Source organism: Ruegeria sp. ABF4_144, assembly GCF_056160045.1.
In genome coordinates this window covers 267978-293153 of sequence record NZ_JBSWWK010000001.1, presented here as the reverse complement: position 1 = coordinate 293153, position 25176 = coordinate 267978, and the positions used below count along the sequence as shown (strand labels likewise).

The 25176-nt window shown below is 60.2% G+C and carries 23 protein-coding genes; 12 read left to right on the top strand and 11 right to left on the bottom strand.

What is annotated here, in order from left to right:
- Window positions 1–22 precede the first annotated feature (22 nt).
- The gene (locus ACXAGD_RS01475; protein ID WP_475208068.1) at window positions 23–955 is read left to right on the top strand and encodes an MBL fold metallo-hydrolase; all 933 of its coding nucleotides are present in this window, start codon (window positions 23–25) and stop codon (window positions 953–955) included.
- A gap of 7 nt (window positions 956–962) precedes the next feature.
- On the opposite strand, the gene ACXAGD_RS01470 is transcribed toward ACXAGD_RS01475, so the two are convergent.
- From ACXAGD_RS01470 to ACXAGD_RS01460, 3 genes are all read right to left on the bottom strand, one after another.
- Window positions 963–2291 (bottom strand): NAD(P)/FAD-dependent oxidoreductase, encoded by a 1329-nt coding sequence (locus ACXAGD_RS01470; protein WP_475208067.1) that lies wholly within the window; start codon window positions 2289–2291, stop codon window positions 963–965.
- A 160-nt stretch (window positions 2292–2451) separates the two neighbouring features.
- Window positions 2452–2736, bottom strand: a complete 285-nt coding sequence (locus tag ACXAGD_RS01465; protein WP_475208065.1) for a hypothetical protein — start codon at window positions 2734–2736, stop codon at window positions 2452–2454.
- A 264-nt stretch (window positions 2737–3000) separates the two neighbouring features.
- The gene (locus tag ACXAGD_RS01460) at window positions 3001–4659 is read right to left on the bottom strand and encodes an NAD+ synthase (protein WP_475208064.1); all 1659 of its coding nucleotides are present in this window, start codon (window positions 4657–4659) and stop codon (window positions 3001–3003) included.
- Window positions 4660–4805: 146 nt separating this feature from the next.
- Between ACXAGD_RS01460 and ACXAGD_RS01455 the strand changes: the two genes are divergently transcribed.
- Complete coding sequence (locus ACXAGD_RS01455) at window positions 4806–6263, top strand: MORN repeat-containing protein (RefSeq protein ID WP_475208063.1); 1458 nt, start codon at window positions 4806–4808, stop codon at window positions 6261–6263.
- Window positions 6264–6273: 10 nt separating this feature from the next.
- Here ACXAGD_RS01455 and ACXAGD_RS01450 read toward each other — a convergent pair whose 3' ends face one another.
- A complete protein-coding gene (locus tag ACXAGD_RS01450; protein WP_475208062.1) occupies window positions 6274–6939 on the bottom strand; it encodes an SDR family NAD(P)-dependent oxidoreductase in 666 nt (221 codons plus the stop codon).
- A 288-nt stretch (window positions 6940–7227) separates the two neighbouring features.
- Between ACXAGD_RS01450 and ACXAGD_RS01445 the strand changes: the two genes are divergently transcribed.
- Window positions 7228–8802: a 2-isopropylmalate synthase gene (locus ACXAGD_RS01445; RefSeq protein WP_475208061.1), complete on the top strand. Its 1575-nt coding sequence runs from the start codon at window positions 7228–7230 to the stop codon at window positions 8800–8802.
- A gap of 161 nt (window positions 8803–8963) precedes the next feature.
- Here the strand turns inward: ACXAGD_RS01445 and ACXAGD_RS01440 are convergent, their stop codons facing one another.
- The gene (locus ACXAGD_RS01440) at window positions 8964–9755 is read right to left on the bottom strand and encodes a 23S rRNA (adenine(2030)-N(6))-methyltransferase RlmJ (protein ID WP_475208060.1); all 792 of its coding nucleotides are present in this window, start codon (window positions 9753–9755) and stop codon (window positions 8964–8966) included.
- A 155-nt stretch (window positions 9756–9910) separates the two neighbouring features.
- Between ACXAGD_RS01440 and ACXAGD_RS01435 the strand changes: the two genes are divergently transcribed.
- The 6 genes from ACXAGD_RS01435 to ACXAGD_RS01410 are packed head-to-tail and all read left to right on the top strand — an operon-like array spanning window position 9911 to window position 16477.
- On the top strand, window positions 9911–10957 hold the full coding sequence (locus tag ACXAGD_RS01435; RefSeq protein WP_039523195.1) for a rod shape-determining protein: 1047 nt from the start codon (window positions 9911–9913) through the stop codon (window positions 10955–10957).
- A 58-nt stretch (window positions 10958–11015) separates the two neighbouring features.
- On the top strand, window positions 11016–11918 hold the full coding sequence (gene mreC / locus ACXAGD_RS01430; protein WP_475208059.1) for a rod shape-determining protein MreC: 903 nt from the start codon (window positions 11016–11018) through the stop codon (window positions 11916–11918).
- Window positions 11911–12447, top strand: a complete 537-nt coding sequence (locus ACXAGD_RS01425) for a rod shape-determining protein MreD (RefSeq protein ID WP_475208058.1) — start codon at window positions 11911–11913, stop codon at window positions 12445–12447. Before mreC ends, ACXAGD_RS01425 begins: the two co-directional genes overlap by 8 nt.
- A complete protein-coding gene (gene mrdA, locus ACXAGD_RS01420; RefSeq protein WP_475208057.1) occupies window positions 12444–14393 on the top strand; it encodes a penicillin-binding protein 2 in 1950 nt (649 codons plus the stop codon). Before ACXAGD_RS01425 ends, mrdA begins: the two co-directional genes overlap by 4 nt.
- Window positions 14390–15529, top strand: a complete 1140-nt coding sequence (gene rodA, locus ACXAGD_RS01415; RefSeq protein ID WP_475208056.1) for a rod shape-determining protein RodA — start codon at window positions 14390–14392, stop codon at window positions 15527–15529. The genes mrdA and rodA overlap by 4 nt, the downstream gene beginning before the upstream one ends.
- Window positions 15530–15544: 15 nt before the next feature.
- A complete protein-coding gene (locus tag ACXAGD_RS01410) occupies window positions 15545–16477 on the top strand; it encodes a 2-hydroxyacid dehydrogenase (RefSeq protein ID WP_475208055.1) in 933 nt (310 codons plus the stop codon).
- Here ACXAGD_RS01410 and ACXAGD_RS01405 read toward each other — a convergent pair.
- From ACXAGD_RS01405 to ACXAGD_RS01380, 6 genes are all read right to left on the bottom strand, one after another.
- Window positions 16474–18489: a M3 family metallopeptidase gene (locus ACXAGD_RS01405; protein ID WP_475208054.1), complete on the bottom strand. Its 2016-nt coding sequence runs from the start codon at window positions 18487–18489 to the stop codon at window positions 16474–16476. The genes ACXAGD_RS01410 and ACXAGD_RS01405 overlap by 4 nt on opposite strands.
- 57 nt (window positions 18490–18546) lie before the next feature.
- Window positions 18547–19590, bottom strand: a complete 1044-nt coding sequence (locus ACXAGD_RS01400) for a HesA/MoeB/ThiF family protein (RefSeq protein ID WP_475208053.1) — start codon at window positions 19588–19590, stop codon at window positions 18547–18549.
- Window positions 19590–20048, bottom strand: coding sequence for a dUTP diphosphatase (gene dut, locus ACXAGD_RS01395; protein ID WP_475208052.1), 459 nt, complete (start codon window positions 20046–20048; stop codon window positions 19590–19592). Before dut ends, ACXAGD_RS01400 begins: the two co-directional genes overlap by 1 nt.
- Window positions 20049–20060: 12 nt before the next feature.
- Window positions 20061–21257: a bifunctional phosphopantothenoylcysteine decarboxylase/phosphopantothenate--cysteine ligase CoaBC gene (coaBC, locus tag ACXAGD_RS01390; RefSeq protein ID WP_475208051.1), complete on the bottom strand. Its 1197-nt coding sequence runs from the start codon at window positions 21255–21257 to the stop codon at window positions 20061–20063.
- Between the two features lie 63 nt (window positions 21258–21320).
- Complete coding sequence (locus ACXAGD_RS01385) at window positions 21321–22136, bottom strand: ChaN family lipoprotein (protein ID WP_475208050.1); 816 nt, start codon at window positions 22134–22136, stop codon at window positions 21321–21323.
- Window positions 22133–23011, bottom strand: a complete 879-nt coding sequence (locus ACXAGD_RS01380; protein WP_475208049.1) for an RNA polymerase factor sigma-32 — start codon at window positions 23009–23011, stop codon at window positions 22133–22135. The genes ACXAGD_RS01385 and ACXAGD_RS01380 overlap by 4 nt, the downstream gene beginning before the upstream one ends.
- A 100-nt stretch (window positions 23012–23111) precedes the next feature.
- Here ACXAGD_RS01380 and cobU point away from each other — a divergent pair, with 100 nt between their 5' ends.
- Genes cobU through ACXAGD_RS01365 form a run of 3 tightly spaced genes read left to right on the top strand, consistent with a single transcriptional unit; the run spans window position 23112 to window position 25151 of the window.
- Window positions 23112–23633, top strand: a complete 522-nt coding sequence (cobU, locus tag ACXAGD_RS01375) for a bifunctional adenosylcobinamide kinase/adenosylcobinamide-phosphate guanylyltransferase (protein WP_475208048.1) — start codon at window positions 23112–23114, stop codon at window positions 23631–23633.
- Window positions 23630–24208: a histidine phosphatase family protein gene (locus tag ACXAGD_RS01370; RefSeq protein WP_475208047.1), complete on the top strand. Its 579-nt coding sequence runs from the start codon at window positions 23630–23632 to the stop codon at window positions 24206–24208. The genes cobU and ACXAGD_RS01370 overlap by 4 nt, the downstream gene beginning before the upstream one ends.
- A gap of 58 nt (window positions 24209–24266) precedes the next feature.
- Window positions 24267–25151: a glutathione S-transferase N-terminal domain-containing protein gene (locus tag ACXAGD_RS01365; protein WP_475208046.1), complete on the top strand. Its 885-nt coding sequence runs from the start codon at window positions 24267–24269 to the stop codon at window positions 25149–25151.
- Window positions 25152–25176 lie beyond the last annotated feature (25 nt).

Here is a 25176-nt window from a genome sequence, read left to right as displayed (position 1 = left end):
TGTTCTGACAGGGAGAACCACAATGACCATCAAACTCACACGCCGCGCCGCATTGGGTTCCGCGGCCGCTTTACCGTTCGCGGCAGCCGCAACCCCGCTATTGGCCGCCGGGACCGAAGCCAAGGCAAACTCGACCATCGCCAAGTCTTTCACGCTGGGTGATTTCACAGTCACCACGCTTTTGGATGGCAGCCTGCCTCGCGACGGTGCCCAAGAGATTTTTGGCGGTGGCGCCTCGGATGAGGACTTCGCTAAGGTGTCGGCCGACAATTTCATCTCGCCCGACGTGGCGCAGTTCTTTTTCACGCCTACACTGGTTAACACCGGATCCGAGCTGGTGCTGTTCGATACCGGCTTGGGTCAAGGTGGCATTCAGGCCGCGCTGGCAGATGCCGGTGTCACTCCGGATCAGATCAGTGTTGTTGTCATCACGCACATGCACCCAGACCATATCGGTGGGATGACCACGGATGATGCGCCGACTTTCCCCAATGCGCGTTACGTCACCGCGTCGCCTGAATACGATTTCTGGGCCGCGCAAGAGGCCGGGAATCGCGTCGGCGATCTGGTGGCCGCCAAGGTGACCCCGCTGGCTGAAAAGATGACCTTTATCGAAGACGGCGGCGAAGTTGCTTCGGGCATTACTGCTGTCGCAGCTTATGGGCACACGCCCGGCCATACGGTTTATCATCTGGAAAGCAATGGCCAGCGGTTGGTTCTGACCGCTGATCTGGCGAACCATTATGTCTGGTCCTTTGCCCATCCGGAATGGGAAGTGCGTTTTGACATGGACAAAGCGGCCGCGACCGCCTCGCGCCGCAATGTGCTGGGGATGCTGGCCGCAGACAAAGTGCCGATGATCGGCTATCACATGCCCTTCCCGGCCGCAGGTTACGTTGAAACCCGCGGCGACGGGTTCCGCTTTGTACCGGTTAGCTATCAGATGATGGGCTAATAAGCCCCTAAAATCCGGGGTCCGGCCGCACCTTTGAGCCATCCGTGAAGCGGGACAGGCGGAAGGCGGCCGGATCAACGCAGGGGGTCGTTTCGGCGACCAGATCGGCCATCAATCGGCCCGCCCCAGGGCCGATGCCAAACCCATGTCCCGAAAATCCGGTTGCGATGAACATGCCGGGCATCTGATCCACACCCGAGATCACTGGCAAAGCGTCCGGCGTGACATCGATCAGGCCAGCCCAGCTTTGGACAAGTTCAGTCTGTTCCAACACCGGGAAACCTCTGCGTGCTGCGGCCCAGGCTTGTCGCAGCGCCTTTGGAGATGGTTCGGGGTCCAGTACGCGGCAATGTTCAAACGGGGTGACATCAGTGGGCAGCCACGTCCGGTCCTGCCTCGCTTCGATGTTCCAGCGTTTTGAAAGACGAAACCGCAGCGATCTCCATTCCTGCGCAAAAGCAGGCAGGAACTGCCGCGCCAGCCGGAAACTGTCAGGCACGATGTCCACCGTATTTTCATGCCCGGACGCGATGGAATAACCCCCGTCCACCCGTTTGCGTATGGCAAAATCATCAGACCAAAACGCTGTTTCCAAACCCTCGGCAGGTGAGGTCCGCAGGACCGTATTCAAAACTTTCAACTGTGGCAGCTCAATCCCCGCATTCCCGGCAAACAGGCGCGACCACGCACCCCCGGCCAGAACGACATAGTCGCAGGCGACCCGGCCGCGCTCGGTGAATACTCCGGTGATGCGACCGTTCCCGGTATCAACACTACGGACGGCGCAATTGGTCATCAGAACGGCACCGCGATCGCGCGCGGCCTCGGCAATGGCAGGGGCAACCAGTTGTGGTTCCGCCCGGCCGTCCTGCGGCATGTAAAGGGCGCAGTCATATGGGGTCTGATTACCGGGCAGCAGATCGTTCAACTCGGTCCCGGAAACAATCCGCGCGCCAGTCTGCAACCCGTCCACGTGGCACAGCCATTTTTCCAGATTGCCCCGGCCCCGCTTGCCCGACGCATCAAACAGGATGCCCGCGCGCGTATAACCCGTCTCGCGTCCGACACGCTGATCCAGACCCTGCCAAAGGTGTAGCGACTCGGCCATCAGCGGAATCTCTCGCGGATCTCGCATCCCCAACCGGACCCACCCCCAATTGCGCGAGCTTTGTTCGCCCGCGATCTGCCCCTTTTCGCACAGCAAGACCGAGGCCCCGCGTTCGGCCAGCTCTAGTGCGGTCGATGCCCCAATAATGCCGCCGCCGATGACAACAACATCAACGGTTTTGGGCAGGTGCAGATCGGGTTCGACAGGGGTAGGTTTGGGGCCGGGCATCAACCGCTCTTACATCATGGCTCGGGACGCCATGAACGCGTGGGTCGGGTGCTTAGGCAACATGTCATATGCCGCAAGGTAGATGTTTTTTGACAGCTGTGGCGAACACGCCAACAGGCGCGAGAAATCCCGCGCCGCACTGATTGATTTTGCCGGAAGTTTACGCCGCGCCGCTCAGTTCAGCCCATTTCTGACGCAGGGTTGCTGCAAAGCCGGTATCGCGGGGATGGTCCACTTCGTCCATCTCTGCCTGTTCGGGTAGAACCGGAAAGACCGTCTGGGGTTTCGCCGCGTCCACAGCAGGTTCGGGGTCTTCGCTTTCTTCTTCCTTAAGAAGATCGGCAATCGCCATGTCCAGCTTGGCCTCGTCCAGAACCCGGCCTTCGGATTCCATCGACTTGTACCTTAGCGGTGCGTGAAGCGGCTTGTCATATCCCTCATACATAATAACACCAAATCGTTAACTCAGATATCCAACACACAGTGCGACACAGTTCTTTAGGTCGAATTGAGGTCACACCGCCCCATGTGGGGCATTAACTAAGCTAAAATGTGGCAAAAAAATGTCTCGACTTCAAGCAATCAGTTCCATGCGCGATTGGAAAACTAATCCGTTATCCTCTCAACGGAAACAATAGCCTGAATGCGGCGTGAGTGGGCTCGTTTGCGAAACATCACTTTGGGCGTCATCACGCGACTCTGGCCCTTTTCAGCCCCGATCCCGCCAGCGGTTCACGATCGGATACCGGCGGTCCAGCCAGAAGGCCCGGCTGGTGAGGCGTGTTCCGGGGGCGGACTGAAAGCGCTTGTACTCACTGATATAGATCAGATGCTCGACCCGCCGCGCGTCGGCCTCGTCGAACCCGGCGGCCACGCAATCGGCGACCGACCCCTCCTGATCGACCAGGATATCCAGAATTGCGTCCAGAACTGGGTAATCGGGCAGGCTGTCACTGTCTTTCTGATCCTCGCGCAACTCGGCGCTGGGAGGTTTGTCGATGACCGAGGGGCGGATCACCTCACCCGCGGGCCCCATCATCCAATCGCGGTGATTGGTGTTGCGCCAGCGGCAGGTTTCGAACACGCGGGTTTTATACAGGTCCTTGATTGGATTATAGCCGCCATTCATATCACCGTAGATCGTGGCATAGCCCACCGCGACCTCGGATTTGTTGCCGGTGGTCAGCAGCATCTCGCCAAATTTGTTTGAGATCGCCATCAACAGCAAACCGCGCAGGCGGGACTGGATGTTCTCTTCGGTCAGGTCTTCGTCGCGACCTACAAAGAGCGGTGCCAGAGTCTCGGTTACTGCCGCGCGACTATCCGAGATCGGCACGTAGTCATAGTGAACGCCCAGTGCTTTGGCGACCGCCTCGGCGTCGTCCAGCGAGGCTTGGCTGGTATACTCCGACGGCAGCATTACACAGCGGACGTTCTCAGCCCCAATCGCATCTACCGCGATGGCGGCGACCAGCGAAGAATCAACACCGCCCGACAGGCCCAGCAAGACCTTCTTGAACCCGGTCTTGCCCATGTAATCGCGCAGAGACTGCACCATCGCACGATAGTCCTGCTCCCATTCATCGGGCTGCGGCACGATCTCGGCTGGCACGATGCGCCATCCGTCATCGCCGCGTTCTAGGTCGATATTGGTTACCACCTCGTCGAACACCGGCATCCGGAACGCCAGCTCTCCGCCCGGGTTCAGACCGAATGTGGACCCGTCAAAAACCTGATCGTCCTGCGCACCCACCATATTCAGGTAGATCAGCGGCAGGCCCGTTTCGACTACGCGGGCCACCATGTGGTTCAGGCGGATGTCGTATTTGTTGCGGAAATAGGGCGAACCGTTCGGGATCAGCAGGAACTCAGCCCCTGTCTCCTCAAGCGTTTCGGCCACATCGGCGTGCCAGCCGTCCTCGCAGATCGGACTGCCGATGCGCGTGTTTCCAACCGCATAAGGTCCGCCTAAAGGCCCGGAGTCATAGAGGCGCACCTCGTCAAACACTGTTTCATTGGGTAGGTGATGTTTAAGCACCTTGCTGCCGACCCGACCACCTTTGAGGATCAGATAGGCATTAAACAGGCTGCCATCTTCGACCCAAGGCCCGCCAATCGCCATCGCAGGACCGTCGGCGCACTGCACGGCCAGTTCTTCGACCGCCGCCATCGCTGCGCGGTGAAACGCCGGTTTCATCACCAGATCCTGCGTGTTGTAGCCGGTTATAAACATTTCGGGCAATGCCACCATGTCGGCCCCGGCCTCGCGCGCCTGCTTCCAGGCGGCTAACGCCTTGGCGGCATTGCCTTCGATGTCCCCCACAGTGGGGTTGAGTTGCGCCAGAGTGATGCGGAAACGGTCGGCCATGCTGCCCTCTTGCCCTCGTCGGTCTTACTGCCATTTAGCAGATCATTGCGCGAGTGAAAGGCAAATGCGGCAAAACCCGTTGCTCTGCCCCCGCGCGTGCCGTAGTTTTGCGAAAAAGCATTAAAACCGGACAGGCAGGACCGATCATGAACGCTTTCCGCATTTCAATTGCCGCATCTGTGTTGGCTCTGATCGCTGCGGGTGCAACCGCGCAAGACGGTCAGGTGATCACTACGGATGACGAGGTCGGAGGCGTCTATGAAGGCACCTTTGAAAACGGTTTGCGCCACGGCACCGGTACTTACCGCCTGCCCAACGGGTTCGAATACAGCGGCGAATGGGTCGAAGGCGAGATTCAGGGCACCGGTATCGCCCGCTATGTCAACGGCTCGGTCTATGAAGGCACCTTCGCCAAGGGTCAGCCCGAAGGGCGTGGCAAGATCATCTATGCCGATGGCGGCAGCTACGATGGCGAGTGGTCCAACGGGTCGATCAACGGTACCGGTGTTGCAATCTATGCCAATGGCGCACGCTATGAGGGCGGTTTCCAGAACGCTCGCTATCACGGCAAGGGCGTAATGACCGACCCCGGCGGCTATAGCTTTGATGGCGAGTGGGTCGACGGTGTCAAACAGGGCAGCGGCAAGATCACCTATGCCGAAGGTGGCGTCTATGAAGGCGGAGTCAAGGACGGGCAACGCCATGGTCAGGGCAGCCTGACCCTGCCTGACGGGATGACCTATACCGGTGATTGGGCCGAGGACCGCATCACCGGAACCGGACGCCTTTCTTATGTCAACGGCGACGTCTACGACGGCGAGCTGGTTGACGGGCGACGTCAGGGCAAGGGCAAGGTGATCTATGCAAACGGTGATGTTTATGAAGGCGACTATGCCGACGACCTGCGCCATGGTCAGGGGACCTATACCGGAACCGACGGCTATGTATACACCGGCCAATGGACCAGCGGTCTGATCGAAGGCCTGGGCGAGGTGACCTATCCCGACGGCTCGATTTACGTCGGCGATTTCAAGGCCGATCTGGCCGAGGGCAAAGGTCGCATCACCTATACCGATGGCTCAACCTATGACGGCGACTGGATCGCCGGAGTGATCGAGGGTCAGGGTGTTTCGACCTATCCCAATGGCACGGTCTATAAAGGCCAGTTCAAGAACGCCAAGCCGCATGGCAAAGGCATTCTGACTTCAGCCGACGGGTCCAGCTATGAAGGCGAATGGGCCGACGGGCTGCGTCAGGGCAATGGGCTGTCCACCTACCCGGACGGCACCACCTATTCCGGCGGTTTCGACGCCGGCAAACGCCACGGTCAGGGCGAAATCGTGATGGCAAACGGGTTCAGCTATTCCGGGGCATGGACCGAAGGCAAGATCACCGGTGACGGCGTTGCGACTTATCCGAGCGGCGATGTCTACGAAGGCAGTTTTGTCGACGCAAAGCGCCACGGCGAAGGCACAGTGCGCTATGCCAACGGCGAAACCGAAACCGGCGTTTGGGACAACGGCACGCTGGCAACGGCGACTGAACCTACGCCAGAAGCAGCGCCCGAGGCAGCGCCGTCGGACACAAACAGCTCCGACGGCTGAAGCCTAACTGTTACCACGGCACCGGTTTTCCCGCCCAATCAAAGAACCCGCCGGTATCGGACGGTGTCAATTGCGCCATCACATTCAACAGATTCTCGGCAGCCTCGTCCGGGGCGACCGCCGGATGGCGCCCCAAGTATTTCCGGGTGAACTCGGTTTTGACCGTTCCGGGATGAAGGGCAACGCAGATCGCCTGACTATGGGTGCGCGCCAATTCGATGGCGCTTGTATGAACAATTTGGTTCACCGCCGCTTTCGCCGCCCGGTAGCTGACCCAACCACCCAGCCGGTTGTCCCCGATCGACCCTACACGCGCTGAAAGCACGCCAACAACCGCGCGACAATCGCGGGGTAAAAGGCGCGCCGCGTGGCCCAGGATCAGGGCCGGACCCACGGCATTCAACGCGAACTGATCCATCATTGCCCGCGCAGAAACCGAGCGGATGGTCTTTTCCGGGGCCGCACCGTTGATTTCCAACGCGCCCGACGCAACAAGGATCAGATCGAACGGCCCTGTAATCGCGTCAAGCGCACGGTGCGCGCTATCAGGATCGGTCAGGTCAAATCCCTCTGTCGACCGTGACAGGCCAGTTACCGCCACCCCCTGCCCGCTCAGTTGCTGGCTGATTGCCTGCCCGATGCCGCCGGACGCGCCTATGATCAGTGCTTTTTCCATGGCAAACCACCTAGCCGCCTGCCCACGCGGATCAATGCGGCGCGGAAAAGAAACCGCTCAGCTGCAGTTACGTCGCAAATTGGTCTTTTCATTCCGCGGCGGCTCTGTATAACCTCAATCCCATGATCAACCGTGCAGATATCCTTGTTGCCGACACCGCCATTCGCGGTGCGTCTCTGCGTGGCCTACTGATCCTAATCCGCCTCTGAGCGTGCCATCCGGCGCGCCCGCTCAGAGGAGGACGCCCGCGCGCCATAGGCTTTAGGACAGAAGAAGAAAGAGAATCCCATGACCAACGTGACCGACCAAGACCGCGTCTTGATCTTCGATACCACTTTGCGCGACGGCGAGCAGAGCCCCGGCGCAACCATGACCCACGCCGAAAAGCTCGAGATTGCCGAGCTGCTGGATGAAATGGGCGTCGACATCATCGAAGCCGGTTTCCCCATCGCCTCCGAAGGTGACTTCAAGGCCGTTTCCGAAATCGCCCAACGGTCAAAGAACAGCCGCATCTGCGGTCTGGCCCGCGCCAACTTCGCCGATATCGACCGCTGCTGGGAAGCGGTGAAACACGCCGGGAAGAACCGGATTCACACCTTCATCGGCACCTCTCCGCTGCACCGCGCCATTCCGAACCTGACGCAAGATGAGATGGCGGAAAAGATCCACGAAACGGTCAGCCACGCGCGTAATCTGTGTGAAAACGTGCAGTGGTCGCCTATGGACGCGACCCGGACTGAGTGGGATTACCTCTGTCGTGTGATCGAGATTGCGATCAAAGCCGGTGCGACCACGATCAACATCCCGGACACTGTGGGCTATACCGCTCCGGTGGAAAGCGCTGACCTGATCAAACGCCTGATCGAAACCGTTCCGGGCGCGGATGAGGTGGTGTTCGCGACCCACTGCCACAACGACCTTGGCATGGCGACCGCGAACTCTCTGGCCGCTGTGGCTGGCGGTGCGCGTCAGATTGAATGCACCATCAACGGTTTGGGCGAACGGGCAGGCAATACTGCTTTGGAAGAAGTGGTGATGGCGCTGCGCACCCGCAACGACATCATGCCCTGGCACACTGGCATCGACACGACCAAGATCATGCATATCTCGCGCCGCGTGGCGACCGTGTCGGGTTTCAACGTGCAGTTCAACAAGGCCATCGTCGGCAAGAACGCCTTTGCACACGAAAGCGGCATCCACCAAGACGGGATGCTGAAGAACCGCGAAAACTTCGAGATCATGCGCCCCGAGGATATCGGGTTGTCGGGTACATCTCTGCCCTTGGGCAAGCATTCGGGCCGGGCCGCATTGCGCGACAAGCTGGAAACGCTGGGCTATGAGGTTGGTGACAACCAGCTCAAGGACATCTTCGTTCGCTTCAAGGATCTGGCCGACCGCAAGAAAGAGGTGTTCGATGACGACCTCATCGCGTTGATGACGCTGGACGATGACGAGAGCAACGACCACCTGCAATTGGTGTCGATGAAGGTCACCTGTGGCACCGGTGGTCAAGCGGAATCAACCGTCGAACTTGAAGTGGACGGCAAAGACGTCATCGCCACCGAACACGGCGACGGGCCTGTGGACGCGACCTTCAAAGCAATCCGCGCGATCTATCCGAACTCAGCCCGGCTGCAGCTCTATCAGGTGCACGCGGTGACCGAAGGTACTGATGCACAAGCTACGGTTTCGGTGCGCTTGGAAGAGGATGGCATGATCGCCACCGGCCAATCCGCCAACACCGACACAGTTGTTGCGTCAGCCAAGGCCTACATCCACGCCCTGAACCGGCTGAACGTGCGACGTGAGAAAACCGGCCCCGGCGCCGACGCGCGTGAGATCAGCTACAAAGATCTGACTTAAACGACAGGCGGGGCTCCCGCACCCGCGGCGGCCCGGCTTCGCCGATCCTTCTTGGGTTTTGGGGCCCGGCAGCGCGCCTGCGGCGCGCTGCCGGGCCCAACTCGGTTGGCTGCATCTCTGTTGCGGGCAAGCGAGGCGGAGGCCTTCCCGCTATTCGAAGATTACGCTTTCAGATCGTTGAACAGCTTTGTCAGGCGGATCGTTTCATCCTCAAGGCCAAAGGGCGCGTTGATGATGAACATACCCGACCCCACCATGCGATGCCCTTCCCTTATAGGGGCGAACCTGACTTCGTGGCACAGGGATTTCGGCAGGTTTTGAGATTTCAGGGCGGAAATCATCGCGCCATGGCGATTATCCGTCAGGATCGGATACCACAGCGCAATCACACCTACATTCCATTTGCGGTGCAACTTGCCGATTATTCCCGGCAGGCGGTCATATTCCGACTTCACCTCATAGCTCGGGTCGATCAAAATCACCCCACGGCGCGGCATCGGCGGCAGCAAAGACTGCGCCAACTCGTACCCGTCCTGTCGATACACTTTGGCCCCATAGGGTGACATCGCCATGGCCAGAGCGGAATGCTCCTGCGGATGAAGCTCGGCAAAATGCAGGCTGTCCTGACCTCTCAGCAAATTGGCAGCGATCAGCGGCGAGCCTGGATAGGCTTCGGTTCCGTGCCTTTGCTGAACTGTACGGATCGCCCGTTCCAGCGGATGATCCGCGTCAAACCAACTGGCCTGCTGGACCCGCCGAATGCCGGCCTCGGCCTCTCCCGTGCGCACTGCCTCGACCGCGTCGAGCTTGTACAATCCCCGGCCCGAGTGGGTTTCGAGATAGGTCAGCGGCTTGTCCTTGCGGGTCAGGTAGTCCAGCACAATTGCCAATAAAGCGTGCTTTTGCACGTCAGCCAGATTCCCAGCGTGGTAAATGTGTTGATAAGAGAGCATGTTGCCTTCTAAAGTCCCTCTCAATAAGGCGGAAAGGTGCTGATTATCGCGGAATCAGCCCTTTTACCGGGCGTGCTGGCACCCTATAAGTCATCCGTCCCGGAACCGTCGAGTCGCGGGCAGTAGAAAAACCGACATACAGGATCAGGGGAAACATGGGGATCTTTGGCAATCTGGGCGGCCTGTTCACAGCGGACATGGCTATCGACCTTGGTACAGCGAACACGCTGGTTTATGTCAAAGGGCGCGGCGTGATCCTGTCTGAACCGTCAGTCGTCGCCTACCACGTGAAGGACGGCGTAAAAAAAGTGCTGGCCGTGGGCGAAGACGCCAAGCTGATGCTGGGCCGCACCCCCGGTTCCATCGAGGCGATCCGCCCGATGCGCGAAGGTGTTATTGCCGATTTCGACACCGCCGAAGAGATGATCAAGCACTTCATTCGCAAAGTGCACAAACGCTCGACCTTCTCGAAACCCAAAATCATCGTCTGCGTCCCGCACGGCGCCACTCCCGTTGAAAAACGCGCGATCCGCCAATCGGTTCTGTCCGCTGGCGCCCGCCGCGCGGGCCTGATTGCCGAACCGATCGCTGCGGCCATTGGCGCAGGAATGCCGATCACCGATCCAACCGGAAACATGGTCGTTGATATCGGCGGCGGTACAACCGAGGTTGCGGTTCTGTCGCTGGGCGACATCGTCTATGCCCGCTCGGTCCGTGTCGGTGGTGACCGCATGGACGAAGCCATCATCTCGTACCTGCGCCGCCAGCAGAACCTGCTGGTCGGGGAATCCACCGCCGAACGCATCAAGACCACCATCGGCACTGCGCGCATGCCCGACGACGGCCGTGGCCAGTCGATGCATATCCGCGGTCGCGACCTGCTGAACGGTGTGCCGAAAGAGATCGAAATCAGCCAGGCCCAAGTGGCCGAAGCGCTGTCGGAACCCGTCCAGCAGATTTGCGAGGCGGTGATGACCGCGCTGGAAACCACACCGCCCGATCTGGCCGCGGATATCGTGGACCGGGGCGTGATGTTGACCGGCGGCGGCGCGCTGCTGGGCGATCTGGACCTTGCCCTGCGCGAACAGACTGGTCTGGCCGTGTCAATTGCCGATGAAAGCCTGAATTGTGTGGCTTTGGGGACCGGCAAGGCTTTGGAATACGAAAAACAACTGCGCCACGCGATTGACTACGAAAGCTAAGGCGCGCACCCTTTGCAAATAGGGTAAACTCGGCACGAGCAGCACGGGAAGGTAACCTGTGGCAAAAGACCGATCACAGCGCGACGAATACACCACCCCCTTGCGCCGCTTGCTGCTGGGGATCGTGGTGTTGTGCCTACTGGCCATCTTTCTGGTCTGGCGCATCGACAGCCCTCGGGTGGAACGGTTCCGCGCGCAGGTCGTCGACCGGGTCGTACCGTCGATGGAATGGGCGATGGTGCCGGTCACCGCCGTGGTCAATCTGGCCCGCGATTTCCAAAGCTATCAACGCCTGAGCGAACAGAACCAGGAACTGCGCAGCGAACTGCGCCTGATGCGCGCCTGGAAAGAGGCCGCGTTGCAGTTGGAGCAGGAAAACGCCCGACTTCTGGATCTGAACAATGTGCGCCTTGATCCGCGCTTGACCTATATCACTGGCGTGGTGATGGCCGATAGCGGCTCGCCGTTCCGGCAGTCGGTGCTGCTGAACGTGGGTGAACGGGACGGCATCACCGATGGCTGGGCCACGATGGACGGGATCGGCGTGGTCGGGCGCATTTCGGGCGTGGGTCCGGATACGGCACGGGTGATCCTAATGACCGATGCCTCCAGCGCGATCCCGGCGACCATTCAGCCCTCGGGCCAGACTGCCCTGATCACAGGCGACAATACTCCGGCGCCTGCCGTCGAATTTCTGGAGAACCGCGAACTCGTCCGCCCCGGCGACCGCGTCGTAACCTCGGGCGATGGTGGCGTTTTCCCGGCCGGGTTGCTGATCGGTCAGATCACCGCCGATCCCGGAGGCCGCCTGCGGGTGCGCCTGTCGGCGGATTTCGAACGGCTCGAATTCCTGCGCGTGCTGCGATACCAGTCGGCCCCCACAATTCGGGACCCGGGTAGTGTGGTAGGCCCCACCCAACCCGCAGCGGCGCTGCCTCCGGTGGAGGTGGGTGATGGATAACCAAACCTCACAGCTTTGGTCCAAGCGTAGCCTATACCTGTTTCTGGCCGCGCTAATCCTGTTTTTGCACCTGTTGCCGCTGGATACAAAGCCGGACCGCTGGCCCTTTCCGGACCTGCTGATTGCGCTGACCTTCGCCTGGGTCCTGCGCCGGCCTGAGTTTGTGCCGACCCTGCTGATCGCCATCGTCATGCTGATGGCCGACCTGTTGCTGCAACGTCCACCGGGTCTATTGGCGGCACTGGTAGTTCTGGGGGCTGCTTACCTACGCTCAGCTGCATTCGGCTTGCGGGATTCGGGCTTTGTCGGCGAATGGTCCACCGTCGCCGTGGTGATCACAGCTGTTTTTGTGCTGAACCGCGTTATTCTTGCTATCCTATCGGTGCAACAGGCAGCATTGGGGCCCGTAGTGATACAAGTGGTTCTGACAATCGCGGTTTATCCTCTGATCGTTCTGCTCAGCCAGAACGGGTTCGGAGTGCGCCGTAAGCCCTCGGGTGATTCTGGTACATTGGGAGTACGCGCATGAAACAGCGCAAACCCAAACCCCAAGGCCTTGCCTATAAACGCCTCCCGCGCAGGGCATTGATCCTCGGCGGGCTACAGGCTGCCTTTATTGGCGGGCTGGCAGCCCGGATGCGGTTCATGCAGGTGGATCAGGCCGATGAATATCGCCTTCTGGCCGAAGAAAACCGGATCAACATTCGACTGATCCCTCCGACCCGTGGCCGGATCTATGATCGGAACGGAGAAGTCATTGGCCAGAACTCACCCTCGTACCGAATCGTCATGGTGCGTGAGGACGCGGGCGACGTGGATGAGGTGATCGCCAAACTGTCCCAGCTGATCCCCCTGACCGGGGATGAGATTGAACGGGCCAAAACTGAGATGCGCCGCTCGGCCCCATTCCTGCCGGTGACACTGGCCGATCAGGTCACGTGGGAGGATATCTCGAAAGTTGCCGTCAACGCCCCGGCCCTGCCCGGCGTGATCCCCGAAGTGGGGCAAACCCGACAATACCCGCGATACGAAGACTTCGCTCATGTGGTCGGCTATGTCGGACCGGTAAGCGACTATGACCTGAGCCAAATCGAAGACCCCGAGCCCGTCCTGCATATACCGCGCTTCCAGATCGGCAAGGTCGGGCTGGAGGCCAAACAGGAAATCAGCCTGCGCGGCAAGGCCGGGGCCAAGCGGGTCGAGGTAAACGCAACCGGACGGGTCATGCGCGAGCTGGACCGGCAGGAGGGCACCGCCGGGGCCGATCTGCAGCTCTCGGTCGATGCGAACCTGCAACAATACGCACAGGCGCGACTGGCCGGCGAAAGCGCAGCGGCTGTGGTGATCGACTGCGAAACCGGCGACATCCGCGCCATCAGTTCCGCCCCCAGTTTTGATCCGAACCTGTTTGTGCGGGGTATCTCGGTTGCCGATTATCGCGCGCTTACCCAGGACAATTACCGCCCGCTGGCGAACAAGACGGTGCAGGGCACCTATCCGCCCGGTTCAACCTTCAAGATGATCACGGCCATGGCCGCGCTTGAGGCTGGTGTAATCGGGCCATCCAACACCGTCTATTGCCCTGGTCACCTGAAAGTAGGCAGCCGTCGCTTCCACTGCTGGAAAAGGGGCGGGCATGGCACGGTCGATCTGGAGACCTCACTGAAACGCAGTTGCGATGTCTACTATTACGACGTGGCTTTGCGCGTGGGGATCGACAAGATTTCGGACATGGCGCGGACCTTCGGACTGGGCGTCAAACACGACATCCCGATGTCGGCAGTGGCCGCCGGGCTGGCCCCCAATCAAGAGTGGAAACAACGCGTCCATGGCGAGGACTGGCTGGTGGGCGACACGGCAAATGCCTCGATTGGTCAGGGTTTTATGCTGGCCTCGCCCTTACAGTTGGCGGTGATGACAGCACGCATTGCAACTGGGCGAGCGGTGTCGCCACGACTGGTACGCTCGGTGAACGGGGTTGAACAACCCTCGGGCGCGGGTGAACCGCTGGCGGTGAACCGGAACAATCTGGAACAGGTGCGTCAGGCGATGTGGTCGGTTTCGAACGACCGGCGCGGCACCGCCTATCGCAGCCGTATCATCGCGGATGACTTCCGTATGGCAGGCAAAACCGGCACCAGTCAGGTCCGCAACATCACTAAGGCCGAGCGTGCCGCTGGCGTAATCCGCAACGAAGACCTGCCGTGGGAGCGTCGTGACCATGCGTTGTTCGTCAGCTTTGCGCCTTATGACAACCCGAAGTACGCCGTGGCCGTAGTTGTAGAACATGGCGGAGGCGGCTCGAAAGCGGCTGCCCCGGTAGCCCGCGATATCATGTTGCAGGCGCTCTATAACGGAACACCCCCGCTCGAGGCTTATCCGACCGCCGACCGGGATCGGATCAAGGAACAGCAAAAACGGCTGGAGGGCGACCGTCGCCCCAAAGCGCGTCCGTCCGAAAAGGACCGCGCATGAGCTATCTTGAATACGCCGTCAAATCCACGCCATCGGGGTTTCGCAAGTTTCTGTATATGAACTGGCCGCTGACCCTGCTTTTGATCAGCGTGGCCAGCGCCGGCTTCCTGATGTTGTACTCGGTTGCGGGCGGATCGTGGATGCCATGGGCCGAACCGCAGCTAGAGCGTTTCGGGCTGGGCCTGACGGTGATGTTCATCATCGCGCTGGTGCCGATCTGGTTCTGGCGCAACATGTCCGTCGTGGCTTATCTTGGCTCGATCGTGCTGCTGATATTTGTCGAGCTTTTCGGCACGATCGGCATGGGTGCGCAGCGGTGGATAGACCTTGGCTTCATGCGCCTGCAGCCGTCCGAGGTTATGAAGGTTGCGTTGGTAATGGTTCTGGCTGCTTATTACGATTGGCTGCCATCCCATAAAACCTCGCGCCCGCTCTGGGTGCTGATCCCGGTTGCCCTGATCCTGATCCCTACGGCAATGGTTTTGAAACAACCCGATCTGGGCACCTCAATCCTGCTGCTGGCGGCGGGAGGAGGATTGATGTTTCTGGCCGGTGTCCACTGGGCCTATTTCGCGGCGGTCATCGCAGCCGTGGTCGGGCTGATTGCCGCCGTGTTCAACAGTCGCGGGACCGAATGGCAGTTGCTCAAGGACTATCAGTTCCGCCGGATCGATACCTTTCTGGACCCGTCCACCGATCCGCTGGGCGCGGGCTATCACATCACCCAATCCAAGATCGCGTTGGGATCGGGTGGCTGGAACGGGCGCGGGTTCATGCAGGGCACCCAGTCGCGCCTGAACTTCCTGCCCGAGAAACACACAGATTTCATCTTTACTACGCTGGCCGAAGAGTTCGGCTTTGTCGGCGGCATCACCCTACTGACCCTCTATGGTTTGATCCTGATTTTCTGTCTGGTCACGGCACTTTCAACCAAGGATCGGTTCTCGTCATTGGTGACGCTGGGCATCGCGCTGAACTTCTTCCTGTTCTTTGCCGTCAATATGTCGATGGTCATGGGCCTTGCCCCGGTTGTGGGCGTGCCGCTGCCGATGGTCAGTTATGGGGGCTCCGCCATGCTGGTTCTGATGGCCGCCTTCGGTATTGTCCAAAGCGCCCATATCCACCGCCCCCGCTAATTTGAAAGGCTCAACATGCCTGTGAACGTCCTGTTTTCTGCGCGCCCTGCGCTGTGGCCTGTTTATGAAACGTTGCTGACGAACTATCTGACCGAGGCTGGGTTAGACTTTCATCTAAGTACTGAGTTCGAGCCGGATCAGGTCGATTATGTGGTATATGCCCCGAACAGCGGGCTACTGGATTTCACCCCCTACACGCGACTGAAGGCCGTTCTCAGCCTCTGGGCCGGGGTCGAAAAGATCGCTGGGAATGAAACCTTGACCGTCCCGCTGGCGCGGATGGTGGATCATGGGCTGACGCAGGGCATGACCGAATGGGTGGTAGGCCACGTGCTGCGCTATCACCTTGGGATGGATCAACACATCACCGTTCAGGATGGCACCTGGACCCCGGACGCACCGCCTCTGGCCTCCGAGCGTCAGGTTTGCATTCTGGGTCTTGGCGCCTTGGGTGAGGCTGTCGCCCGTGCCTTAGCTGCATTGAACTTCAACGTCACTGGTTGGAGCCGGTCTGCCAAAAACATCCCCAGCATTACCTGTCTGCATGGTGACGACGGGCTGCGCGACGCCCTGTCCCGGGCAGAGATCGTTGTTCTTCTGTTGCCAGATACGCCCGCGACCGAGAACACATTGAATGCCGAAACACTTGCGCTGCTGCCGAAAGGCGCGTGCATCATCAATCCGGGCCGAGGGCCTCTGATCGACGATGACGCTCTGCTAGCCGCGCTGAATTCGGGTCAGGTCGGCCACGCCACTCTGGACGTGTTCCGGGTAGAACCGCTGCCTGAAGATCACCCCTATTGGGCGCATCCGAGCGTGACAGTCACCCCACACATCGCGTCGGAGACACGACCGGCGACAGCGGCGCAAGTAATCTGCGAGAACATCAGACGGGGTGAGGAAGGCGAACCCTTCCTACACCTCGTGGATCGTAATCTGGGGTACTAGGCCGCAATCAACCCGCGCCCTTTCAGCAGAGCCTCAACCCCCGGCAACCGACCCCGGAAAGCCAGATACAGATCCTCAGCCTCACGTGAGCCGCCAGTGGACAGGATATTGTCCTCCAGCGCCTTGGCGCGTTCGGGATCGAATGCGCCGCCTGCCTCTTCAAAGGCTGCAAAGGCATCGGCGTCCATAACCTCGGACCACATATAGCTATAGTAGCCCGAGCTGTAGCCGTCGCCTGCAAACACATGCGCGAAATGAGGCGTCGCGTGGCGCATTCCGATGGCTTGCGGCATCCCGATTTCGGCCAACACCTCAGATTGTTTCGCCATCGGATCGGCGGGAGCGGCGCCATCATGGAACGCCAGATCGACCAAAGCCGAGGCGACATATTCCACCGTCTGGAACCCCTGATCGAAATTGGCCGCCTTTAGCACTTTGTCCAGCATGTCCTGCGGCATCGCCTCGCCGGTTTCGGCATGAGTAGCGAATTCGGCCAGAACCTCGGGAACTTCCAGCCAGTGTTCATAAAGCTGACTGGGAAGTTCGACGAAATCCCGCGCCACACTGGTGCCCGATATGCTTTCATAGGTCACATTCGATAGCATCTGGTGCAGGGCATGACCGAATTCATGGAACAATGTCCGCGCGTCGTCATAGGAAAGCAGTGCCGGATCTCCCTTGGCGAAGTTACAGACGTTGATCACGACCGGCGCTTGCACTTTCGGGAACTTGGCCTGCGACCGCATTGCGCTGCACCACGCGCCCGAGCGTTTCGATCCGCGCGCGAAATAGTCGCCGATGAAAACCGCAATATGCTGGCCGTTGCGCGTGACCTCCCATGCCCGGCAATCGGGGTGGTAGAGCGGCACGTCCAGCGGCGTGAACTCCAAACCGAACAGGCGATTGGCGCAGGCAAAGGACGCCTCGATCATACGGTCCAGTTGCAGGTAGGGCTTCAGCGCCGCCTCATCCAGATCATGTTCAGCCTTGCGGCGTTTCTCAGCGTAATAGCGCCAGTCCCACGCGGCCAGCGGGCCATTGACGCCGTCCGCCTGCATCATCTGCATCAGGATCTCAGCATCGGCATCAGCGCGGGTCTTGGCGGGTTCCCACACCTGCATCAACAGGTCCCGCACCTTGTCCGGTGTACGAGCCATTTCAGTTTCCAGCTTGTAGGCCGCGAAACTGTCATAGCCCAGCAGATTGGCCCGCTCTTCCCGGAGGGTCAGGATTTCGGCGGCAATCTCGCGGTTGTCTGTCTCTCCGCCATTGGCACCCCGCGCGGTCCACGCGCGATAGGCCTTTTCCCGCAAATCACGGCGGGGCGAGAATTGCAGGAAAGGCACGATCAGTGACCGCGACAGAGTCACAACGGGACCATCCGCGCCCTTTTCCTGCCCGGCGGTCCGGGCAGCGTCCACAACGAAACCCGGCAGGCCCTCCAGATCGTCCTCGGACAGGTCCATGAACCAGTCGCGCTCATCGGCCAGCAGGTTCTGAGTGAAGGATGTCCCCAGCGAGGCCAACCGCGCCTTGATCTCTTGCATCCGGGCGTCTTCATCGCCCTCAAGCGCCGCGCCGGACCGTACGAAGCCCCGATGCGTCAGCATCAACACGCGCGCTTGCTCGTTAGTCAGGTTCAATTCGTCTTTGCGGGCCCACAGATCGGCCACGCGCTGAAACAGCGCTTTGTTTGAGGAAATGCCCGAGAAATGGGCCGCCAGCTTGGGCGAGAACTCCCGCTGCAGCGCCTCTCGCGTCGGGTTACTGTCCGCCCCGGCCACGGTGAAAAACACCGAAAGGACTTTGTCCATCTCCTCGCCCGCGGCCTCAAGCGCCTCGATCGTATTGGCAAAGGTAGGCGCGTCCAGGTTACCTGCAATCGCATCGATCTGAGCGTTATGAGCTTGCATTGCCTGATCCAGGGCGGGCAAGAAATCCTCATCCGCAATGTCGGCAAAAGGTGCGATTTCAAACGGTGTGGTCCAGTCGGACAGGATCGGGTTGGTCATAGAAGTCTCCTTTGACCACAGAGTTAGGAACGGCAGGCCGGATGATCCAGAGCGGGGTTACGCCCCGGCCCCACAAATCGGACAATCCGCCCGGCGGGACAGCGTAATCTTGCGGCTTTCGCCATAAAGCGCGTCATAAATCAGCATTTCGCCGCGCAAAGCCTGCCCAGCCCCGGTGATCACCTTGATCGCCTCAACCGCCATCATCGAGCCGACCACACCGGGCAGCGGGCCGATCACACCCGCCTCAGAGCAAGAAGGGGCCAAACCGGGTGCCGGGGCCTCGGGAAAGATGCACTGATAGCAGGGCGCGTTGTTGGCGGGATCAAAGACGCTCAGTTGCCCTTCCCATTGTGACAGGGCACCCGAAATCAGAGGCTTGCCCAACGCAACCGCGGTGCGATTGGCCAAATAGCGGGTGTCGAAATTGTCGGTGCCGTCGAGGATCAGATCAAAATCGACAAAAAGGTCATGGGCGATCACTTCGGTAAGGCGGCGGTGATAGGGCAGAACCGTTACGTTGGGGTTCTGCGCCTCCATCGCCTGCTGCGCCGAGAACACCTTGGGCATCCCGATATCTGTATCGCGGTGGATCACCTGTCGTTGCAGGTTGGCGTTTTCAACCTCATCATCGTCGATCACACCGATGGTGCCGACCCCAGCCGCGGCCAGATATTGCAGGGCGGGTGCGCCTAGCCCGCCTGCTCCGATCACCAGCACGCGGGCTTTTTTCATTTTCTTCTGACCCGGTCCGCCCAGTTCACGCAAAACGATGTGGCGGGCATAACGCTCCAGCTCGGTCTCTGAAAATTGGTCGGATGGCATTGCGGGCTCCTTGGCGGCGGGGGCTGCGCGATTTCGCAGCGCTTTCAGCACCCTTCCGTAAACCAGAACCAGAATTGCCACGCCACCCAAGATCAGCCACAGCGCCGCAGAGCCGCCAGTCGCCTGACGCAACGGATGCCCATCGGGCAGAACCAACTGGGCCGTGATCACGCCCAGCAAAAGTACCCCGACCGAGGTCATGCGCGCAGCCCGGGAAACTCCGGCCACATAGCCGATCCCCCACAAGCCCGCAGCCAGGATCAGGACCAGCAGCATCAGCCGCGCCCGGTCGAGCCGAAACCACCCGCGCCGCGTGCCGTATCGCTCAGCGCATCCGCCGGTTCGAAGGCAGCCTGCACCACGGGGGCGACAACCAGTTGCGCAATACGTTCACCATGGGAGACTTCGAACGCCTCTTGTCCGGTATTCAGGACGATCACACCCAGCGGGCCGCGATAGTCACTGTCGATCGTGCCGGGGGAATTGGGCAGGGTGATGCCGTGCTTCAGCGCCAGACCTGAGCGGGGACGCACCTGAACCTCGAACCCCTGCGGTATTTCAATACGCAGCCCAGTCGGCACAAGCGCGCGCTGTCCGGGTTCCAGCATGATCGAGGCCCCGTTCGGCAGGTTTGCCCGCACATCCGCCCCAGCTGCTCCGGAGGTTTCATAAGACGGCAGAGGAACCGACGGATCGGACCCTTCCTCTCGGATCACACGAATAGCAACCATCACTGCTCCTTTGGTTTAGCTGCCCAGCGCGTCGGCGATTCTGGTCGCCAGACGCTTGGCCACTTCATCCTTGCCCATGCGCGGCCATTCCTCGGCACCCGCGTCTGAGATCAGGATGACCGCATTTTCCGATCCGCCCATGATCCCCGTTGCCGGGCTGACATCATTGGCTACGATCCAGTCGCAACCTTTGCGTCCCCGTTTGGCGATGGCATGTTCGATCACGTTATCCGTTTCAGCCGCAAAGCCGACGACCAGCGCGGGTCGCCCGCTTTCCATATGCGAGACTCGTTTCAGGATGTCCGGGTTTTCAGCGAACTCCAGAAGGGGCAGCCCATCGCGACTTTTCTTCAACTTCTTGTCCGAGGCGCTGGCCACGCGCCAATCCGCGACCGCTGCCGCAAACACGCCCGCATCAACGGGCAACGCGGCATCCACTGCGTCGGACATCTGTTGCGCTGTTTGAACCGGCACGACCTGCACCCCGTCGGGCGGCGTCACATCTGCAGGGCCTGTGACAAACACCACTTCGGCCCCCAACGCGGCCAGAGCCCGCGCCACTGCAGCGCCCTGCGCCCCGGACGAGCGGTTGGCGATGTAGCGGACCGGGTCGATCGGTTCATGCGTCGGCCCAGAGGTTACGAGCACTCGTTTACCTTTCAGAGGGCCGTCGCCAAGCTCAGCCTCGATCGCGGCGACAATCTCCAGCGGTTCGGACATACGTCCGGGGCCGTATTCACCGCAGGCCATGTCACCCTCGTTTGGGCCAACAAAACGGACACCATCTGCCTGCAACTGTGTCAGGTTACGCTGCGTTGCCGGGTGATCCCACATCCGCACATTCATCGCAGGGGCGCACAGAACCGGTGTGTCGGTTGCCATCAGCAGGGTCGAGGCCAGATCATTGGCCAGCCCCCCGGCCATCTTGCCCATCAGATCAGCGGTCGCCGGGGCCACAACAATCAAATCAGCAGAACGGGACAGTTGAATATGGCCCATTTCGGCCTCATCCGTCAGGTCGAACAGATCGCGATAAACCTTCTCTCCGGCCAAAGCAGACACCGACAGGGGTGTCACAAATTCCTCGGCTGCGCGGGTCAAAACGGGCGTCACAGCCGCGCCGCGTTCGCGCAAGCGCCGGATCAGGTCCAGCGACTTATAGGCCGCGATCCCACCGCCAATGATCAGCAGAATGCGTTTCGATGCCAGCATGTTGAGCCCTTCCCGTCCCGGTCGGCCCCGACATTAGGCAAGCGGACCGGACAGTTCCAGCGGTTAATTCTGTGTCTGAAACGCCAAACAGGGGTCTTCGCGTTCGATACCTGGGCTGTCGATCACAGCGTCGAATTCACCCTCGATCAATCCATCTTCGGACTGGCCCAGTACGAACACTTTCAATCCCGGCCGCATTCGAGACAAAAACGTGGGAATGCCCCGATCCTTGCGGGCGTGGCCGTTACCTGTGATCACAGCGACCGGTCCGCCTGTTTCATCTTCTGCGCGCAGGACAGCGCGGGTCAGCACAGCATCGCGCAGTCGTTGAATGGCGACCAGCTGTGGCAAGGCACTTTCCGGGATGGCATCGCAATGGGCGGCCAACTGATCAGCCTCACGGGCGGCTTGTTCTTCGGCCGGTAGCGGAACGGTCAGACCATACCGCGCCGCATCTGCACCCAGCGCGGTGGCTGCGCCCCGCTCCATCGCGGCCCGGGCTGCTGCGCGCGGCACCATGGCGCCATAGACCGGCGCATCCGAGGCCTGAAAAACCGGGTAATACATGCTGAGTGGTGGCCAGCCGGATTCGATCCATTTCAGGATTCGCGCAAGTTCCTCGGGGTCGGAAACCGCTTTGTCCGCGAGACGCTGCGCGCCCTCTTCGGTCACCATCTCCCAGACAACGGCAGATGGTTGCACGGATTTCAACGCCTCTGCCTGAATCACGTGATGCTGGGGGTTATCGTGAATCTCACCCAATATGATCACATCCGCCGACATCATCGCGGCAAGAACGTCTTCAGGTATCAATTCCTCAGCATGGCCGGGGCTGGCCATAACCACAAGTGCACAAAGCAGAATCGCAAGCTGTCTCATGCGATGAAGTGTTGCACCTCACGCGATTGCGCTTCAAGGTTCTTACGCATTTTCACGAAAGCCGCCGCCTCAAGCTGACGCACGCGTTCCTTGGACAAGCCAAGCTCTTGGCCCAGGCTTTCCAGCGTGCGCGAGGGTTCCCGCAGCTTACGTTCGCGCACAATGAACCGCTCCCGATCGTTCAATGACTGCATCGCCGTCACCAGCCACTCGCGCAGCTGTTCGGTGTCATGGTTATTCTCGACCGTCTCGGCAGCCTGCGCGCGCTCGTCTTCAAGCGCATCGATCCACTCGCGCCCGTCTTCATCGGCCGACTGCACGGCGTTCAACGAGAAGTCGGAGCCTGACAACCGGCCCTCCATCATCTCGACATCGCGTAAGGGCACGCCGATCTCGGCCGCAATCATCTGGTGTAGCTGATGGCGATCCAAGTCCATTCCCTCGGTCGCCGCTTCGCGTTCAAGGCGGGCCTGAACCCGACGCATGTTGAAAAACAAGGATTTCTGAGAAGAGGTCGATCCGGTTCTCACCATCGACCAGTTGCGCATCACGTAATCCTGAATGCTGGCCTTGATCCACCAAACCGCATAGGTCGAAAATCGCACGCCGCGGTCCGGATCGAACTTGTCGGCGGCTTTCATCAGGCCAAGACCGGCCTCTTGGATCAGATCATTCATTGGCGCGCCATAGCGTTTGAACTTAGCCGCCATTGAAATCGCCAGCCGCATATAGGCGGTGATCAGCCGGTGCAGCGCCTGTTCGTCGCGCTCATCGCGCCACGCATAAGCCAGTTTCAGTTCAGTCTCCGCGTCCAGCAGTTCGGCCTTCATCGCTTGCCGGGACATCGAGAAATCGTTCGCATTGTCGAGTGCCATTGAAATCTCCCCTTTTCACAGGCGCGGGCCGGGCTTGCTTTGCCGACCTAGGGTCGATACGCAGAACAAAACCGGGTGGATCACATGAAAGGTAATTACAGTGTATCCGGATTTAACCTTCGTGTTGGGCGGCGCGGCCTCGGGCAAGTCAGAATTTGCCGAACAACTTGTTGTTTTATCAGGTAAAAACCGTACTTATCTCGCCACATCACAAGTGTTTGATGATGAGATGCGCGACAAGGTCCAGCGCCACATCACACAACGTGGTGAGGGTTGGTCAACCGTCGAGGCACCTTTAGATTTGCGCCCGGCGCTGACCGACCTGACCCCCGATGATATCTGCCTGATCGACTGCGCAACCATGTGGCTGACCAACCACCTGCTGGCCGAAAACGATCTGGAACAGGCGCAAACCGCGATGTTGCAGGCCTTGCGCGCCTGCCCCGCGCCGATTGTCATCGTCTCAAATGAGGTCGGCCAGGGTATCGTTCCCGACAACGCCTTGTCCCGCCGGTTTCGCGAAGCGCAGGGGCGGTTAAACATCGCGTTGGCGGCGCAGGCCGATCTGGCGGTGCAGGTCACTGCCGGTCTGCCGATGGTACTGAAAGGGCAGCTGCCATGACACGTCTGCATCTTGTCCGCCACGGGCCGACCCATGCAAAAACCATGGTCGGTTGGTCAGACATTCCTGCCGACCTCAGCGATAAAGCGGCCGTTTCACGGTTGCATGATCACCTTCCGGCCGAGGCTCTGGTAATCTCATCCGACCTGTCCCGCGCCGCAGATACCGCCTCGGCCATTCAGGGCGCGCGCCAGCGCCTGCCGCATCACCGCGACCTGCGCGAGATCCATTTCGGCACGTGGGAGCTGCGCGGCTTCAAAGAGATCGAAGCCGAAGATCCAGATCTGGCCTTTGCCTATTGGGACAATCCCGGTGATGTGCGCCCACCCGAGGGCGAAAGCTGGAATCAGGTGCGTGCCCGCGTGGATACCGTGATCGACCGGCTTATCGCCGAACATACCGGGCGCGATCTGATCGTCGTCGCGCATTTCGGCGTGATCCTGACTCAGGTCCAGCGCGCGCTCGACATCGACGCGCAAGAGGCGTTCAGCCACCGGATCGACAACCTTTCAGTCACCGATATCACTCATCACGGCGACCGCTGGTCGGTGGGGCGGATAAATCACCTCCCGTGATCATACCCCGCACAAATCACTGATTTACTGAACAGTCCTGCCACGTCATCGTTAACGCATGACCTATGATTTGTTTATCGGGGACCGCCTGTTTTCCAGCTGGTCCATGCGCGGCTGGTTGATGCTGGAAAAGTTCAGCCTGCCCTATCGAAGCCATATGATCGGCCTCTATTCCGGCACTATGGCCGAAGACATGAGTACGCTTGTGCCCGCCCGGCTTGTACCGGCTTTGCGCCTGCCTGACGGTACGGTCGTGGGCGAGAGTCTCGCCATGGCCGAGACATTGGCCGAGCGTCACCCCGAAGCCAGCTTGTGGCCCACGGACCCCGCCGCTCGGGCCACTGCCCGGTGGCTCTGCGCTGAGATGATCGCCGGGTTCACCGCCCTGCGCGGGGAATGCCCGATGCAGCTGAAACACTGTTGGCAGGGATTTAACCCGTCGCCCGAGACGGTGGATGATCTGAACCGGATCGAGACGCTTTGGGCTCATGCGCGCGCGGTGTCCGGTGCAAAAACCGGGCCTCTTTTCGGCGGCTATTCCCTGGCGGACGTTTTCTACACCCCAGTTGCCGCGCGGATCATCGGGTACGGCTTGCCGGTGTCTGATGCTAACCGCGCCTATTGTCTGGATCTGCTGGCAGACACGTCCGTTCGGCAATGGCGCGCGATGGGACTGACCATCTCTTATGATCCTTTTCCCTATGCCCTGGACCTACCATCGAACGCGTGGCCGATCGGAGGACATTCCGAGGCGCGTGCTGTCGCAGGCGACAGCGCGATCAACGACGCATGCCCCTATTCAGGTAAACCGGTCACTCATGTGCTCGAGCTAGAAGGTCAGCGCTGGGGCTTCTGCAACGCATTCTGCCGTGACAAAACTGTCGCGGACCCGGAGGCTTGGCCGAAATTCATCGCAATGACCGAAGCCGTTAACGATTCTTAAACCGCGATCATGGCAGCAACGACCT

Coding starts and splice junctions, on each gene's coding strand:
- ACXAGD_RS01475 (WP_475208068.1), top strand. CDS start 23: ATGACCATCAAACTCACACGCCGCGCCGCATTGGGTTCCGCGGCCGCT.
- ACXAGD_RS01450 (WP_475208062.1), bottom strand. CDS start 6,939: ATGGAAAAAGCACTGATCATAGGCGCGTCCGGCGGCATCGGGCAGGCA.
- ACXAGD_RS01455 (WP_475208063.1), top strand. CDS start 4,806: ATGAACGCTTTCCGCATTTCAATTGCCGCATCTGTGTTGGCTCTGATC.
- ACXAGD_RS01380 (WP_475208049.1), bottom strand. CDS start 23,011: ATGGCACTCGACAATGCGAACGATTTCTCGATGTCCCGGCAAGCGATG.
- rodA (WP_475208056.1), top strand. CDS start 14,390: ATGAGCTATCTTGAATACGCCGTCAAATCCACGCCATCGGGGTTTCGC.
- mrdA (WP_475208057.1), top strand. CDS start 12,444: ATGAAACAGCGCAAACCCAAACCCCAAGGCCTTGCCTATAAACGCCTC.
- ACXAGD_RS01445 (WP_475208061.1), top strand. CDS start 7,228: ATGACCAACGTGACCGACCAAGACCGCGTCTTGATCTTCGATACCACT.
- ACXAGD_RS01435 (WP_039523195.1), top strand. CDS start 9,911: ATGGGGATCTTTGGCAATCTGGGCGGCCTGTTCACAGCGGACATGGCT.
- ACXAGD_RS01370 (WP_475208047.1), top strand. CDS start 23,630: ATGACACGTCTGCATCTTGTCCGCCACGGGCCGACCCATGCAAAAACC.
- ACXAGD_RS01385 (WP_475208050.1), bottom strand. CDS start 22,136: ATGAGACAGCTTGCGATTCTGCTTTGTGCACTTGTGGTTATGGCCAGC.
- ACXAGD_RS01470 (WP_475208067.1), bottom strand. CDS start 2,291: ATGCCCGGCCCCAAACCTACCCCTGTCGAACCCGATCTGCACCTGCCC.
- ACXAGD_RS01465 (WP_475208065.1), bottom strand. CDS start 2,736: ATGTATGAGGGATATGACAAGCCGCTTCACGCACCGCTAAGGTACAAG.
- ACXAGD_RS01365 (WP_475208046.1), top strand. CDS start 24,267: ATGACCTATGATTTGTTTATCGGGGACCGCCTGTTTTCCAGCTGGTCC.
- ACXAGD_RS01405 (WP_475208054.1), bottom strand. CDS start 18,489: ATGACCAACCCGATCCTGTCCGACTGGACCACACCGTTTGAAATCGCA.
- ACXAGD_RS01460 (WP_475208064.1), bottom strand. CDS start 4,659: ATGGCCGACCGTTTCCGCATCACTCTGGCGCAACTCAACCCCACTGTG.
- ACXAGD_RS01400 (WP_475208053.1), bottom strand. CDS start 19,590: ATGCTGCTGGTCCTGATCCTGGCTGCGGGCTTGTGGGGGATCGGCTAT.
- ACXAGD_RS01410 (WP_475208055.1), top strand. CDS start 15,545: ATGCCTGTGAACGTCCTGTTTTCTGCGCGCCCTGCGCTGTGGCCTGTT.
- ACXAGD_RS01425 (WP_475208058.1), top strand. CDS start 11,911: ATGGATAACCAAACCTCACAGCTTTGGTCCAAGCGTAGCCTATACCTG.
- coaBC (WP_475208051.1), bottom strand. CDS start 21,257: ATGCTGGCATCGAAACGCATTCTGCTGATCATTGGCGGTGGGATCGCG.
- ACXAGD_RS01440 (WP_475208060.1), bottom strand. CDS start 9,755: ATGCTCTCTTATCAACACATTTACCACGCTGGGAATCTGGCTGACGTG.